This window comes from uncultured Tateyamaria sp., assembly GCF_947503045.1.
GTDB lineage: Bacteria > Pseudomonadota > Alphaproteobacteria > Rhodobacterales > Rhodobacteraceae > Tateyamaria.
On the sequence record NZ_CANNCF010000005.1, the window covers coordinates 40,743 to 54,105 of the forward strand.

Consider the following 13,363-nt stretch of genomic DNA (forward strand, 5'->3'; position numbering starts at 1 on the left):
TCATCCTTGATGCTGGGGACCGATACCCTGAAACAACGCTGCGACATCAACGGTTGCCTTGTTGCCGATATGGGCAAAATTGGCATCCAGCCAGTTTTGTGCCGTGGCGCGGCCCAGATCACGCAAATGAGTCAGAAAGGCCCATTCCGCGTTCAACTTGGAAGATGCGCCCAGCGGTTTCAGCACATCCTGGTTCTCGATGATGTGCACACGGGTGTCGCGGTATTCGTTGTCCGACAGCTTGCCCTCACGGATCATGCGGGACACGAAATCAATCGCCCGCAACTCCTTCAGCAGACTGGAGTTGAAGCTGATTTCGTTCACCCGGTTCATGATCTCTTGCGCCGTCCTGGGCGCGCCTGCCCGTTCAACCGGGTTGATCTGGATCACAACTATGTCGGAGCACTCGGTTTGCGTGTGAAAGGGAAAGAGCGCCGGATTCCCCATGTAGCCGCCGTCCCAGTAAGGCACGCCGTCAATCTCAACTGCCTGAAAGACCATTGGCAGACAGGCAGAGGCCATCACCATGTCCGCCGTCAGCGACTTGGAGTCGAACACCTTGACCCGCCCTGTCTCGACATTGGTTGCCGAGATAAAAAGCTTGGTGCAATCACAGGCCCTGACACGGTCAAAGTCCACCACCTCTTCGATCAGCCGGTGCAAAGGGTTCATATTGAACGGGTTGGTCTGGTAGGGCGACATCACCCGGGTGAGCGCATCGAAGAAATGGTAGCCCGGCGAATGTTCCAGGCTCCAGTTCCCCATGAATACGTCGATCGGTGTCCGCTTGATCGGACTGCTCCTGGCGGATTTGCTCATCTGCAGCCAGAAGTGTTCCAGCCTTTCGCGCGCGCCATCATTGCCGTCGCGCATCATGCCATCGGCGCAGACGACTGCGTTCATCGCCCCTGCCGAGGTGCCTGATATGGCCTCGAATTCGAGCCGCCCATCTTCCAGAATACGGTCAATCACACCCCAGGTGAAGGCGCCGTGCGAACCGCCCCCCTGAAGCGCGAGGTTGATTTTCTTGGTCTGCCCCATGGGCTTGATCCTCCTGACAGTGCTGTGCACTGATTTCTCCCGAGGTGGCCGGGAACCATTGGCCGGTTTAGTGTTCGCCATGGGCCAGGACTCCGACAGGTTCAATTCCGGCGACTTCGGTCAGCGGTTCAATCACCCCGAAGTAGAGCTCCGCAGGCGTTGTTCCGGTGTTTTCCCAATAAGCCGTCGCGCCATTGGCAAGATTGCTGCCAGTGCGTTCCGTCAGCATTTGCGGCTCGGCCATATCTGACCGATGTTCCACAACTTCTCCCTTCCAGACAAAAACCTGCAGGGGTTCTCCGGGGCCCGTGAAATCGGGGAACATGCCGCCAGGCACGATCGTTGCCCGATAGGTCGTCAAGGCCCATCCATTTCCATAGGCACCGCCGAAATGCGCCCCGATGTCCACAACACCCAGCAGGTCGTGATCTGCACCGATAGACACGGGCAGATCATAGCTCGTTTGCGCCGGAACCGGACCCACCTTGACGGCTGAAAAGTCCTTGGCAACAGGCTGCAGGTCGAAGGCGATCAGATGCACGGTTTCACTCCCTGCATTGTGCCACCAATGGGCCAGCTTGCCCTCCTCCTTTGCAAGCCCGCCCGTCTTGTGCAGGATCGGCTTGTCCTCAAGGCTGGAATATTCGTAGATTTCTCCGCTTGCGACTGTGAACACCGCAGGCCGGTCCTCGTGCCCGTGAATGGGCACGATGCCGTCAGGACCGCCAATCGCCCAGAACCGCGTGCGCAAGTTGCGACCAGCCAGTTCCGCAATGCCTTCTGATTCAAGCGGCTGAGTGGCGATGACCTTGGGCTTCAGCTTGGCGCCTGCCGTTGGTCCAATAAGGCCTTCCATCTCTTTGGTTTTCACGTTTGACAGATCAAAGGCGAATGCCGCACTTGCGCAGACAACTGCAGCGGCGACGGATATGTGGATCGTTTTCATCTCAAACCTCCTTTTGGGCAGAAAAGTGACATCAGTGCGCTGTCCAACCGCCATCGACGGGCAGCGCAGCACCGGTGATGGATTTCGCCCCGTCCGAGCACAGGAAGACGGCAAGGTCTGCCATCTCGTCGACAGTCGCGAACTGCTTGGTGGGCTGGGCGGCGAGCAGCACGTCGCGCTTGACCTGTTCTTCGGTCATGCCGCGCGCCTTGGCGGTGTCGGGGATTTGCTTTTCCACCAGCGGCGTCCAGACATACCCGGGACAGATGGCGTTGACGGTGACGCCATGTTCCGCCGCCTCCAGGGCTGCGGTCTTGGTTAGTCCCAGAATACCGTGCTTGGCCGCCACATAGGCGGACTTGAATGGCGAAGCGACCAACCCATGGGCAGAAGCGATGTTGATGATCCGCCCCCAGCCGCGCGCCTTCATGCCGCTCACGGCAGTCTTGGTCGTATAAAACGCCGCCGAAAGGTTCAGGTTTATGATGGCCTGCCACTTGTCGTCCGGAAAGTCTTCGATGGGAGAGACGAATTGAATACCCGCGTTGTTGACCAGCACATCGACCCGGCCAAAGCTCTCTTCGGCAAAGGCAATCAACTCTTTTGGGCCTTCGGGTGTCATCATGTTGGCGCGGGAATAGACCGCTCTGATCCCGTGCTGCGTTTCAAGCGCTTTGCGTGCGGCTTCAACCTCCCCCGGCGGTTCGATGCCGTTCATGACGACGTTCATGCCAGCAGAGGCAAGACCTTTGGCGATGCCAAGGCCGATGCCGCTGGATGATCCTGTGACGACGGCTGTTTTTATATCGGTCATTCAAGTGCTCCGTGAGTGAAAGGCAAAGGTCGGTCGGGGCCGCTGGTTCCTGCAGCATCGTGTCTCATGTACTGGCAACCGGCTCCGCTCGGCGCAGCGGCCACGCCGCGATCATGGAAAACAGGGTGATCAGCAGCAGCAGATAGACGACCGGCGCCCAACCTGCCGCCGTAAAGACAGTTCCGATGATCGCGGTTCCCAAAAGGCCGCCCAGGTAATAGCTGGTCAGATAGAGGCCGCTGGCTGTTGCCCGGTCCGCTGTTGCGGCGGCGCCAATCTGGCCGGACACAACCGCTTGCGCACAAAACGTCCCCACGCCAATGGCCGCAAGGCCGGCAACCAGCAGCACGAGCGAACTTGTCAGCAAGGCCAGTAGGCCCGCCGCGGCCAATCCCATGGACATCAAGAATGCAAAGTAGACACCTCGGGTCGCGACCATCTTGCCGGCAAGTGGCGTCGTGAAAACCGCCGGCAGGAAGACGAAATAGACCATGCCAAGCTGCGGGCCGGTCAACCCAAAGGGCTGTGCCGACAGCACGAAATTCACATAAGTGAACACCGACAGGAAGATGAACAGGATCAGAAAACCCAGACCAAAGCTGGCCTGCAGGCGCGGGTTGGTCAGATGGATTTTCCAAACCTCCATCACAGAAGGGCCATTGGGATCAGCCTGCCGGGCAGTGGCCTGACCGAGGCAGAGATAGGCCAGCAACGCGCCCGCAAGATTGAGCACCGCAAACAGCCAAAAGCTGACTGACAGGCCAAACCAATCGGCAAAATTGGCAGCCATCAATCGCCCAACCAGATTGGACAACACATTGCCGGTGATATACCCCGCCATCGCACCGGCAGCTTCGGCGGCGCTGCATTCCTCTGCCAGATAGCTCATCGTGAGGGTAAATGCCGTGGCCATCAGCGCGCCTTGCGCAACGCGCAGCCAGGTAAAGAGTGTCAAGTCGTCCACCACACCCAGCAGGGTCGTCGGAATCGCCAGAAAGGCGAGGCTCAACCAAATGCCCCGGACCCGATCAATATGCCGGCTGAACAGGGCAACAGCCAGACCTGCGGCCGCCATCCCGAGGGTGGAGGCGTTCACCGCCAGCCCCATAGAGGCCGGATCGGTATCAAAGGCGCGGGTCAATTGCGGTAGAATTGCCTGAGAGCCAAAAAGGTCGATAAGAGTCAGAAAGCTGAGCAAGCCGACTATGATATTTCGTGACAGCATTGCGCTGACTACCCCCCGATTGTGGAGCGCACCCGCGCCGCCTCTGAGGGTTAGATGCACCGGAACGCAAAAAGGTTACCAAAACCGGTGGCATTTCGCTGTCAGGGGCAGCGTGGCCTCAGGATCGCCGCGATGAGATCCTCGGGCACATCTTCAAGCGCGATGTCGCCTTCGTTCGACAGGGCAGCAGTTGCGGTCAGCGTCGTCTTGTAGTCCGCCAGATAGGTCCTGCAGGACTTGCACATCGCCAAATGCACGTTGAACGGCTGGCGCTGGCACTTCGGCAGTTCGTCTTCCAGATAATCGAGGATGAAACCCTCAATCTCTTCGCAATTGACAATTCCCGGCAGCCTGAACAACACCCCGTGAATCCTTCGCCGGGTTCTGTCCACCAGAAGGTTCACAGCTCACCTCGCACGATCAGCGGTTCCAGCCGTTTCTTAAGTGCTACACGGGCACGATGTAGTCTGACGCGAACTGTAGGTTCGTTCAGTTCCAAAAGTTTGCCGACTTCTGCTGTCGATACCCCTTCGATGTCCCGCAAAATGAGAACGATCCGCAAGTCATCCGGGAGCTTGGCAATCTCATCTCTGACGATCTCGCGGGTTTGCTGCGCCGTCAGGTTCATCTCCGCTGTTTCCCAGGTGACCGCCTGGTCTACGACCCGGCATCCGTTTTGATCGAAAAGCGGATATGAATCGTCGATTGGCAGTTCTTTGAGCTGCCTGTCCTTGCGCAGCAGCATAAGCGCCTCATTGACGACGATCCGATGCATCCATGTTTTCAGATTGGCGCGGTTTTCGAAGTTCTCCAACCCCTTGTGGATGTTGGAAAAGGCATTCTGGACGGCATCCTCAGCCTTTGTTCCGTCATTCAGGATACGCGCGGCGAGAAACAGCATCCAGCCGATATTGTCGCGGACAAGCCGGTCAAAACCCTCCTCTTCCTGCGCGGCTTGTTTGTCACTCTGATCTGTCGGTGGTTGTCCTTTCAAGGGATCCTACTTTCGAATTTTCTTTCTGAACCAACCAAAACCAGCTGCGCGAAATCGGCAGATTTGACTCTGCTGGCCGAGTTCCTGTTACATTTCATGTGGCGAAGAAGACCGGCAGACCGATCCGGCGCTGCTGATCAATGGCAATTGAAATCACCAGCGGACGATCGCTAGAGGCGCGTCTTTTGGACTCTTTGATAAAGGTGTCCCAAAGTGCCGCCATAAGCCAAATGCGCAACCAATGAGGCCAGCATCATCCGACCGCCCCCAAAAAATATTGCGCCACCTGAAAGGGGCGCCAAAACCAGCCCTGCGACAAGCCAGAGAACAACTCCCCAAAGCGCGCCGGTACTGAGGGTGGGGCGTAGATCAAGGATGGTCGTGACCAGAATGAAGCCAACTGGAAAGGCGATCAGACCGGTGGCGTAATGTGCGATCTCTCCAAGCCAGAGGTACGATTGATCCAGCCCGAGCAACGCACATATCATCGCCGCAGGCTTCATCGGCCCGCCCAGCACCAATCTGGCGACCCCTTCCATAAAGACCGTCAGGACGATTGTCGCACCAAGGCCTGCCAGCAGCCAATTCCTGCGCTCTCGCAACAGGATTGTTAGTATTCTCGACATTGTTTTCCCTCACCGCTGACGCTTGATTTGCTTTTTTTGGCCGGGCCGGTCAGCGGCACCGCGTAACCCGACAGACATTAGATGCCGGGATTCACGGTTTCGTTACACATGGCGGGCGTGGGTCTCTCATTTGGGCGAAACAGGCCACACAAGCAGTGGCTGGCAGCCCAAATCAACGTGATCCGCGCATTTTTCAAAAAAAGTTGTAACGTTTTACTGCGTGGGTGCATCCAATAGTAAATGGACTGTGAATTTCGATGCGAGGACAGATGAGCGACGATGCAGAAACAGGCATCGCAGCCTTGACCTTTTCAGACCATTTGGAGTGGGTTGGCCATTGCGCACACAGCGCGACAAATAAGCAACTCAACCAGGTGGCACTTTCATGATCCCATTCAAGCGGCTTCTGGCCTTCATCACGGTGCTCACCCTTGCCGCCTGCAGCGCAGAGCGGGTTCTGGCGCCCACACCAAATGTCTTTCTGGACGGGGCCTATCCACAGGGCGATGTCCCTGCTGCGTTTCAGGCTGTCCAATCCCCGATATTTTACGTCACAGACCGGGCCGCGGTGAGCACCGCGCCCTCCGTCACCTACGGGGCGGGCCGCTCGAATGCGATGGTGTTCGGCGCATCGACAGTTTCGTTTGGCCAAGGAGAAGACTGGGTGCAACTGACAACGGCAAGTGGGGCCACGAAACGGGCCTCGAAATTGCCGCTCAGCATTGTCCAAACCCGCGAAATCCTGCGCTTTGATGCGACGCCGACCCCCTTCCGCGTAGCCAACGGCCGCCCCGTGCCCGTCCCTGCGGCGCTCGCCTCCTACAACCGCAAGCGTGCGGCGTTCCAGGCCGAGGTCCGCAAACAGATGCGTCTGGCCGACAGGCAAGAAGTCGTCATCTTTGTGCATGGCTTCAATAACAGCTTTGAGGACGCGGTGTTTTCGCTAGCGGACATCTGGCACTTCAGTGGCCGCAGCGGCGTACCGATTGCCTATTCCTGGCCGGCAGGTGCAGGCGGCTTGTTCGGGTATTTCACGGATCGGGAATCCGGCGAATTCACGGTCTTTCACCTCAAGGAATTCCTGCGGCAGCTCGCCGAAATTCCGGAACTCAGGAAAATCCACATCGTCGCCCACAGCAGGGGCACGGATGTGACAACCACCGCATTGCGAGAAATGATCATTGCGGTCCGTAATCAGGGCAGGAATCCCAAGAAGGTTCTGAAGATCGCAAATCTGATACTGGCGGCCCCTGATCTTGATTTTTCGGTCGTGCGCCAGCGGCTGATCGCTGAAGGGTTCGGCGCCTCCATTGGACAGATCACCGTCTACATGAACCGTGGTGACACCGCCTTGGGGCTGGCGCAGCGCCTAATGTCCGGAGAGAGGTTCGGCAGGCTGAGCGCTGGTGATGTCGGTCTTGAGGAACGTGCGATCTTTGACGAGGTCAAAACGGTGAATTTCGTGAATGTCGAAGGGGTCAGCGGCCTGACCGGACACGCCTATTATCGGACCAACCGCAACGTGTTGTCCGACATCGCGGTGCTGATCCGCGAAAGCCCGCCGCCCGGGTCGGCGGCCCGACCACTGGTCCGAATTCAGGGCAACTTCTGGACCATGCCGGAAAGGTATCCCTTGTGAGAAACCAGCATGTTTCGACCAGCCAGAGGCGTTTGATCATCGCCACCGGACTGGCCGGCTTATTCGCCTCGATCCTTGTCGGAGTTGGCGAGTTTCTCCTGCACTACGACCCGCAGGCCCGTTACGCCGAGGGTTTTGCCTTTTTCGAAGGGGTGACCCGCGACCGCGCCACAATTGGTCATTTCATCGGCGTGTTCGGTGCGCCACTTTACGTGGTGGGGGCCTGCCACATCTACCTGATGCTGCGGCCTGCCGGTGAAACCGCGGCCCGGATCGCCGGGGTGGTGATGGCCTATGGCTGCATCATCGGCGCGGTCTGGATTGGCTCGCGCGCCACAGCGGTCGAGTTGGTCGCAACTGGAAGCCCGGCGGATCAACTGGCCCTGTACGAATTGCGCTATGAAAACCTGCTGCAGGTCGTGCGGGTCGCCGTGCTGGTGCTCTCGGCGCTCTTCGTCTGGCTCTGCCTTACCGGGCGGACACACTACCCGCGCTGGCTGGCGCTGCTCAATCCGATCTTTCTGATCATCCTTGCCTTCGCGATCTTCTTCACCGCCCCTGCGGTCGGGAAGTTCATCATGCCGATTGCGCTGAACGTCGCCTATTTTGCCTTGTTCGCGGCATCGCTCATCTACGCATTGAAACTGAACGAAAAGAGCTGAAACGTGCTTGGTAAATTGAAATACATCCCCCGCGTCATGATGGCCCTGATCCTGATGATGATGATCGCCATGGCTGCCTATACGATAAACGACAGGCGCGTGGATTATGACGTTGATCTGGGCGACACAGTGGTGCCCGAATTCACACAGGTCGAGGTGCCGTTCGACCAACAACACGCGGATGCAACATCGCTGCCCATTACCGGGAGCGCGGCAATCGACATCGATGGAGATGGCACCGAAGAGCTGTTCATTGGCGGCGGCTATCAACAGGAAAACGGCGTTTTCAAATTCGAGAATGGAAGTTTCGCAGAGGTCCCGGATCAGGCGGGTCTGTCCAAACAGGCGGACGGCACGGCGCTTGGCGCACTCGTGATTGATCACAACAAAGACAGTCAACCCGACATGTTGGTCACTCATCCCGAGGGCATCTGGCTCTACACCAATACCGGCGGGACTTTCACCGCACAGAAACTAGATGCCGAGATGAACGACAAGACCACAGGTTTGTCGATAGCTGTTGCGGATGTGAATGGTGATGGCCACTTCGACATGTATATCTCTGGCTACATCCGGAACGAATTGATCGAAGGTCTGAACATATTCAATAAAGAGGGCTATGGCGGCACGTCGGAGCTGTTCATCAACAACGGCGACAACAGCTTTTCCAACGAAACCAAAGCGCGCGGATTGCAATATCTGCACAACACCTTTCAGGCCGCTTTCGGTGATTTTGAAGGGGACGGTGATCTGGATCTGATCGTGGCCCATGACACGGGCCATGTCCGCACCTACCTCAATGACGGCACAGGCAATTTCACGAACGTGGCCAATCCGAATTCGGATCTGCCATCCTACCCGATGGGCATTGGCATTGCCGACCTCAACAACGACGGGTTGACCGACTACAGCTTTTCAAACATCGGATCGACACCGCCGACCTTTATGGTGCGCGGCGATTTGCGCGAGGACCAGCCGTTGCATCGCAAGTGGATTGCTTTCGTGGCAGATGGCAAGGGCGGGTTCACCGATCAAGCCGAGGCCTTGAAGATCGCGGATTACGAATTCGCGTGGGGAATGAGCCACGAAGACCTCAATCTCGATGGGCGCGAGGACCTGATTGTATCGCAGAACTTCGTCTCTGCCCCTTTCCACAAGATCGGCTGGCTGCGCCTGCCCGGGCGCATGTTGGTCCAGACCGCCTCTGGTGAAATGGCCGAAATAGGAGCGATGAACGGGGTCGTGAACCGACAATACTCCATTTCGCCGCTGACCGCCGATTTCAACGGCGACGGACGCCCCGACGTGGTGCATATCAACATCGCGGGCAAATCGCAGGCATTTCTCAGCCAGGGCGACACGGCCAATGGCTATCTGAAGATAGTGTTGCCGCAAGACGTTGACAGCATTGGTGCAATGGTGGAGATCACGCTGGAGGACGGCACAGTTTTGCACAAACCCTATGTCTCAGGCGAAGGGCTGGCCTCTGACAGCAGCCGGGTGATCATCGCAGGACTGGGCCAGCAACAAGCCACATCCGTGGTGGTGCGTTATCTCGGAGGTGCAACCGAAACACAGCGCGGCAGCTTCCGGGATGAAACCCTAGCCTTTGAAAATCCGGGCCTGTGATCTGGATCAGCCGCCTGTTGCGCGCAGCTGTACTGCTTGCCTGCCTCGTGGTGCTGGGCAGGATTGTCCCGATTTCGCTGACGCAGATACAAACCGGGAATGCCTGCCCGATGCTGGGACCGATACCGGCCTGCCATGTGGTCTCCATATCCTATGCGGCGATGGGCGCGGCGGTCAGTATCGGGTGGCGGGGCCTCAAATGGCTCTTCTTTGTCGGGGCGGCACCGGTCGTCGGCCTGGCGCTGGCAGGCACCAGTCTTGAACTGGCTGGCATACCCACCTGTCCGCGTTCCGAAACCGGCCGACCGCTGTGCTATTCGTCACTGATGATCGGGCTTGGCCTGCTTGCGGGATTCAGTCTTTCCATCTGGATAGACAGAAAAGCCAGCATATTCCCGCCTGACAAGATATAGTTCTGCCACGACATTCAACCACCGGCCACGGTCTTCCCAATGTTCGATTGAAGGGCCTCTAGGACGCGTACGCTCTAAGTTTTCCGGCCCGAAATCACGATCACCGCAACAATAATAGCGCCTGTGAAGATCAGGCGGAAGCCAGCGGACAAACCGAAGGTGTTGAGCATCGACACCAGCAGGAACATGAACAGTGACGCGCCCCAAAGACCGGTCAGGTTGGCAAAACCGCCAGCCACGGATGTTCCACCGATGACGACGACGGCGATGGACATCAGAAGGTATTGCTCGCCCATGTTCAGCGCCGCGCCACCGGAGAAACCTGCAAGGAAGAACCCGCAAATTGCGGCCAGCACGGCGCACATGACATAGGTGACAAAGCGCACACGCTCGACCCGGACTCCGGCCAGTTTCGCGGCTTTTTGGTTTTGCCCGATCGACAAGACCGACAGGCCGAACCGGGTGCGGTGCAACAGGAATGCCATCGCGACCGTCAAAACCAGTGCGGCGAGTGTCAGGAAGGGCACCCCGAACACCTTTGCAACCGCGAAGTCGCCCAAAAGCTCAGGCGGTTTGACGCGCAATCCCCGGTTCGACCAGATGGCTGTTGATTGATAAAGAAACGACGCTGACAGCGTGGCGATGATCGGTGGAATACGCAAAAACAGGATGAGCAGGAAGTTCAGCGTGCCAATCACCAGACCAACGCCCAAGGAGATCAGCAGCCCTGGCAGCAAAAGAGACGGATCCCCGTTCATGAACTTCATGGCCAGAGTCGCGGACAGCGTCATGCAGGCGGGAATGGACAAATCAACATTGCCCGGCCCCAAGGTTATCACGAACATCTGTCCGATGGCGACGATGACAAAAAAGGTTCCGAAGGAGGCAGCAGCAGACATCACTTCGGCTCCTGCACCGATGTCTGTGACGATGGTGATGATCAACCACATGGAAACAGCGCCAATCCACGCCCAGATCCACGGCTTTTGTATCAGCGCGGTCATGACCGGTTCTCTCTTGCGCTGATCAGCAGCCTTAGCGCCAACACCAAAATCAGGATCGCGCCTTGCGCCCCGATTTGCCAATCCGGGTTGAGTCGCAGGAAGCTTAGGAAAGAACCCGCCAATGCAAGGGTGATCGCGCCGATGACCGCTCCGATAGGAGAGACGCGGCCACCGACAAATTCGCCGCCGCCCAAGATGCCACCGGCGATCGAAAGGAGTGTGTAGCGCAGCGCAATGTTGGCATCTGCCGAGGTCGTGAGCCCGACAAGCGCCATGCCAGAGAGCACGCCGAACAGACCAGCGAGGGAGAACATTGTCACTTTCACCCGCAACAGCGACCATCCTGCACGTTCAACGGATTTCGGATTGCCGCCCGCACCGCGCAGCACCGCCCCTGTGGCCGAGCGCATCAGGCCGATATGCACCACAAGCGCAATGACGACCGAGGCGATGATCGGGAACGGGACAAAGGCGGGTTTCAGCGTCATCAACGTTCTGATCCAGTCGGGTGCCGACCCGCCCGGTGTCGGCAGGATCAAGACGGCAATGCCGGTCCAGACAAAAGACATGCCCAGAGTCACCACAATGGACGGCAGGTTCCGCAGGTGGATCAGTGCGCCCATCACGCCATAGGCCGCAATGCAGGCCAACAGTGCGAGGATGCCCAGAAAGGGTGTGTCGAACAGCCAAGTTGCCGTGATACAGGCGGTCAGCGAGATAAAGGCGCCCAGCGACAGATCAAGATCGTTCACGCATAGAATGAACATCTGCGCGATTGTGGCCAGCGCAATGGGAACGGCCAGATTGAGCAGAAGGTTCAGGCCGAAATAGCTCATCGTGCGCGGTTGAAGATAAAAGATTGCGCCAAGCAGGGCTGCCAGGGAGAGAACCGGCAAAAGCGTACGTAGGGCATTGGGGGTTAGAAAACGTTGCACCTTATGCGTCTTCTTTATCAAAGGAATTGCTCAGGATGTTCGCCTCGGTCAGATCATCGCCCGAGAGTTCAGCCATGATTTTTCCTTCGCGGAATACATACACGCGGTCGCAGTGTTTCAGCTCGTCAGTTTCGGTTGTGTACCAAACCAAGGCGCGCCCTTTTTCAGCCTCTTGCGACAGGATTTCATAGACATCTTGCTTGGTTCCCACATCCACACCGCGCATCGGGTCGTCCATCAGGATGATCGGGGCCTTGGCGCCAAGTGCACGGGCGAAAAGTGCCTTTTGCTGGTTGCCGCCAGAGAGTGACAGGATGTTGTTTTTCATATCCGGCGTGCGGATCGACAGCGTTTTTTGCCACTGCTGGGCTTCATCTTCGGCTTGCGCGAAGTTGATGGCGAGCCCTTTGGTCAGGCGTTCCAGAGAGCTGACGAAGATGTTTTGCGAGATTGACCAAAGCGGGAAGACGCCGTCGGTCTGTCTGTCGCCCGCGACGAAAACCGCAGGTTCGCTCACACTTAGCGTGTTGCGTGCGCCTTGGGATGCCTCAAAAATGCGTACCAGCGTGTCGGTTTGACCGTGCCCGCTGAGGCCTGCGAACCCGATGATTTCGCCAGGATAGACCGTGAGCTCTCCTCCGGAAATCACCGCTGGCGCATTTTGTTTTGTTGAGGCGCGGCCGCCGAATTTGCTGGTTTCAGTCAGTACATCGCCCATGTCGCGCACCAGCCTGTCGCGATCAAAATTGCTTGCCGCGTCAACCGCGACAGTACGTCCATCTTTCATCACGACGATCTGGTCAGAGGCTTCGAGAATTTCGCCCAGCAGATGCGAGATCAAAATGACGCTGCCACCATCCGCCACGAAACTGCGCACAAAGGCCACCAGTTGCGCGGCTGTGTTCTGATCAAGCGAGGACGTCGGCTCGTCAAGAATGACAAGTTCAATACTGCTTTCAACTTTGGAAAAGGCCCGGGCGATTTCGACGATTTGACGCTGCGCAATCGACAGGCTGCCCACTTCGGCATCGGCCGAAATTCCATGGCCGGGAAACATCTGGTCAAGCTGATCTGCGATGACATTGCGTGCGGATTTGCGCCAGCCAAAACCTTTGATCGACGGGTGAGAAATGCGCAGGTTTTCTGCCACTGTCAGGTTCGGACACAGTGAGAGTTCCTGAAAGACGGTGCGCACGCCAAGGCTTGCCGCGCGCGCTGTGTCATAGCTGGCGTCCAAGGGTTCGCCGCCGATTGAGACATGCCCTGCGTCGGCTTTGATCACGCCCGAAAGCACGTTCATCAAGGTAGATTTGCCTGCACCATTGTGGCCAACCAGACCAACACAGGCCCCGCGCGCCACTTCCAGATCAACACCTGTCAAAGCGCGAGCGGCGCCGAAACTTTTTTCGACGCCGCTCATCGAAACCAAGGCTTT

General features: G+C 57.7%; 14 protein-coding genes. 4 read left to right on the forward strand and 10 right to left on the reverse strand.

All coding sequences use genetic code 11. The features are described from left to right. From Q1A89_RS18880 to Q1A89_RS18910, 7 genes are all read right to left on the reverse strand, one after another. Entirely contained in the window at positions 1 to 1,041 is a 1,041-nt protein-coding gene (locus Q1A89_RS18880) for a patatin-like phospholipase family protein (protein WP_299732115.1), read from the reverse strand. A gap of 67 nt (positions 1,042 to 1,108) precedes the next feature. Next, positions 1,109 to 1,987 carry a hypothetical protein gene (locus Q1A89_RS18885; RefSeq protein ID WP_299732118.1) on the reverse strand — a complete coding sequence of 293 codons (879 nt, stop codon included), beginning with the start codon at positions 1,985 to 1,987 and terminating at the stop codon, positions 1,109 to 1,111. A gap of 31 nt (positions 1,988 to 2,018) precedes the next feature. Then, a complete protein-coding gene (locus Q1A89_RS18890; RefSeq protein ID WP_299732121.1) occupies positions 2,019 to 2,801 on the reverse strand; it encodes a 3-hydroxybutyrate dehydrogenase in 783 nt (260 codons plus the stop codon). A 64-nt stretch (positions 2,802 to 2,865) separates the two neighbouring features. After that, the gene (locus Q1A89_RS18895) at positions 2,866 to 4,026 is read right to left on the reverse strand and encodes an MFS transporter (protein ID WP_299732125.1); all 1,161 of its coding nucleotides are present in this window, start codon (positions 4,024 to 4,026) and stop codon (positions 2,866 to 2,868) included. 101 nt (positions 4,027 to 4,127) lie between these two features. Then, the gene (locus tag Q1A89_RS18900) at positions 4,128 to 4,388 is read right to left on the reverse strand and encodes a zf-HC2 domain-containing protein (protein WP_299732128.1); all 261 of its coding nucleotides are present in this window, start codon (positions 4,386 to 4,388) and stop codon (positions 4,128 to 4,130) included. Positions 4,389 to 4,426: 38 nt separating this feature from the next. Then, positions 4,427 to 5,020 carry a sigma-70 family RNA polymerase sigma factor gene (locus Q1A89_RS18905; protein ID WP_299732131.1) on the reverse strand — a complete coding sequence of 198 codons (594 nt, stop codon included), beginning with the start codon at positions 5,018 to 5,020 and terminating at the stop codon, positions 4,427 to 4,429. Between the two features lie 170 nt (positions 5,021 to 5,190). Continuing rightward, the gene (locus Q1A89_RS18910; RefSeq protein WP_299732134.1) at positions 5,191 to 5,646 is read right to left on the reverse strand and encodes a DUF6789 family protein; all 456 of its coding nucleotides are present in this window, start codon (positions 5,644 to 5,646) and stop codon (positions 5,191 to 5,193) included. Between the two features lie 385 nt (positions 5,647 to 6,031). On the opposite strand from Q1A89_RS18910, the gene Q1A89_RS18915 reads away from it, so the two are divergent. Genes Q1A89_RS18915 through Q1A89_RS18930 form a run of 4 tightly spaced genes read left to right on the forward strand, consistent with a single transcriptional unit; the run spans position 6,032 to position 9,989 of the window. Beyond that, positions 6,032 to 7,285: an alpha/beta hydrolase gene (locus tag Q1A89_RS18915; RefSeq protein ID WP_299732136.1), complete on the forward strand. Its 1,254-nt coding sequence runs from the start codon at positions 6,032 to 6,034 to the stop codon at positions 7,283 to 7,285. After that, complete coding sequence (locus tag Q1A89_RS18920; RefSeq protein ID WP_299732138.1) at positions 7,282 to 7,947, forward strand: DUF6796 family protein; 666 nt, start codon at positions 7,282 to 7,284, stop codon at positions 7,945 to 7,947. Before Q1A89_RS18915 ends, Q1A89_RS18920 begins: the two co-directional genes overlap by 4 nt. Positions 7,948 to 7,950: 3 nt before the next feature. After that, positions 7,951 to 9,576 carry a VCBS repeat-containing protein gene (locus Q1A89_RS18925; RefSeq protein ID WP_299732140.1) on the forward strand — a complete coding sequence of 542 codons (1,626 nt, stop codon included), beginning with the start codon at positions 7,951 to 7,953 and terminating at the stop codon, positions 9,574 to 9,576. Continuing rightward, positions 9,573 to 9,989 carry a hypothetical protein gene (locus Q1A89_RS18930; RefSeq protein WP_299732142.1) on the forward strand — a complete coding sequence of 139 codons (417 nt, stop codon included), beginning with the start codon at positions 9,573 to 9,575 and terminating at the stop codon, positions 9,987 to 9,989. The genes Q1A89_RS18925 and Q1A89_RS18930 overlap by 4 nt, the downstream gene beginning before the upstream one ends. 74 nt (positions 9,990 to 10,063) lie before the next feature. Here the strand turns inward: Q1A89_RS18930 and Q1A89_RS18935 are convergent, their stop codons facing one another. From Q1A89_RS18935 to Q1A89_RS18945, 3 genes are all read right to left on the reverse strand, one after another. Further along, the gene (locus Q1A89_RS18935) at positions 10,064 to 10,993 is read right to left on the reverse strand and encodes an ABC transporter permease (protein ID WP_299732144.1); all 930 of its coding nucleotides are present in this window, start codon (positions 10,991 to 10,993) and stop codon (positions 10,064 to 10,066) included. Further along, entirely contained in the window at positions 10,990 to 11,829 is an 840-nt protein-coding gene (locus Q1A89_RS18940; protein ID WP_299732146.1) for an ABC transporter permease, read from the reverse strand. The genes Q1A89_RS18935 and Q1A89_RS18940 overlap by 4 nt, the downstream gene beginning before the upstream one ends. Before the next feature lie 100 nt (positions 11,830 to 11,929). Further along, complete coding sequence (locus Q1A89_RS18945) at positions 11,930 to 13,348, reverse strand: sugar ABC transporter ATP-binding protein (protein WP_299732148.1); 1,419 nt, start codon at positions 13,346 to 13,348, stop codon at positions 11,930 to 11,932. Positions 13,349 to 13,363 lie beyond the last annotated feature (15 nt).

Bases quoted from the DNA above. Each gene is read 5' to 3' on its own strand.
- Q1A89_RS18935 (WP_299732144.1), bottom strand. From the start codon at position 10,993: ATGACCGCGCTGATACAAAAGCCGTGGATCTGGGCGTGGATTGGCGCT.
- Q1A89_RS18890 (WP_299732121.1), bottom strand. From the start codon at position 2,801: ATGACCGATATAAAAACAGCCGTCGTCACAGGATCATCCAGCGGCATC.
- Q1A89_RS18910 (WP_299732134.1), bottom strand. From the start codon at position 5,646: ATGTCGAGAATACTAACAATCCTGTTGCGAGAGCGCAGGAATTGGCTG.
- Q1A89_RS18880 (WP_299732115.1), bottom strand. From the start codon at position 1,041: ATGGGGCAGACCAAGAAAATCAACCTCGCGCTTCAGGGGGGCGGTTCG.
- Q1A89_RS18915 (WP_299732136.1), top strand. From the start codon at position 6,032: ATGATCCCATTCAAGCGGCTTCTGGCCTTCATCACGGTGCTCACCCTT.
- Q1A89_RS18885 (WP_299732118.1), bottom strand. From the start codon at position 1,987: ATGAAAACGATCCACATATCCGTCGCCGCTGCAGTTGTCTGCGCAAGT.
- Q1A89_RS18940 (WP_299732146.1), bottom strand. From the start codon at position 11,829: ATGAGCTATTTCGGCCTGAACCTTCTGCTCAATCTGGCCGTTCCCATT.
- Q1A89_RS18895 (WP_299732125.1), bottom strand. From the start codon at position 4,026: ATGCTGTCACGAAATATCATAGTCGGCTTGCTCAGCTTTCTGACTCTT.
- Q1A89_RS18945 (WP_299732148.1), bottom strand. From the start codon at position 13,348: ATGAGCGGCGTCGAAAAAAGTTTCGGCGCCGCTCGCGCTTTGACAGGT.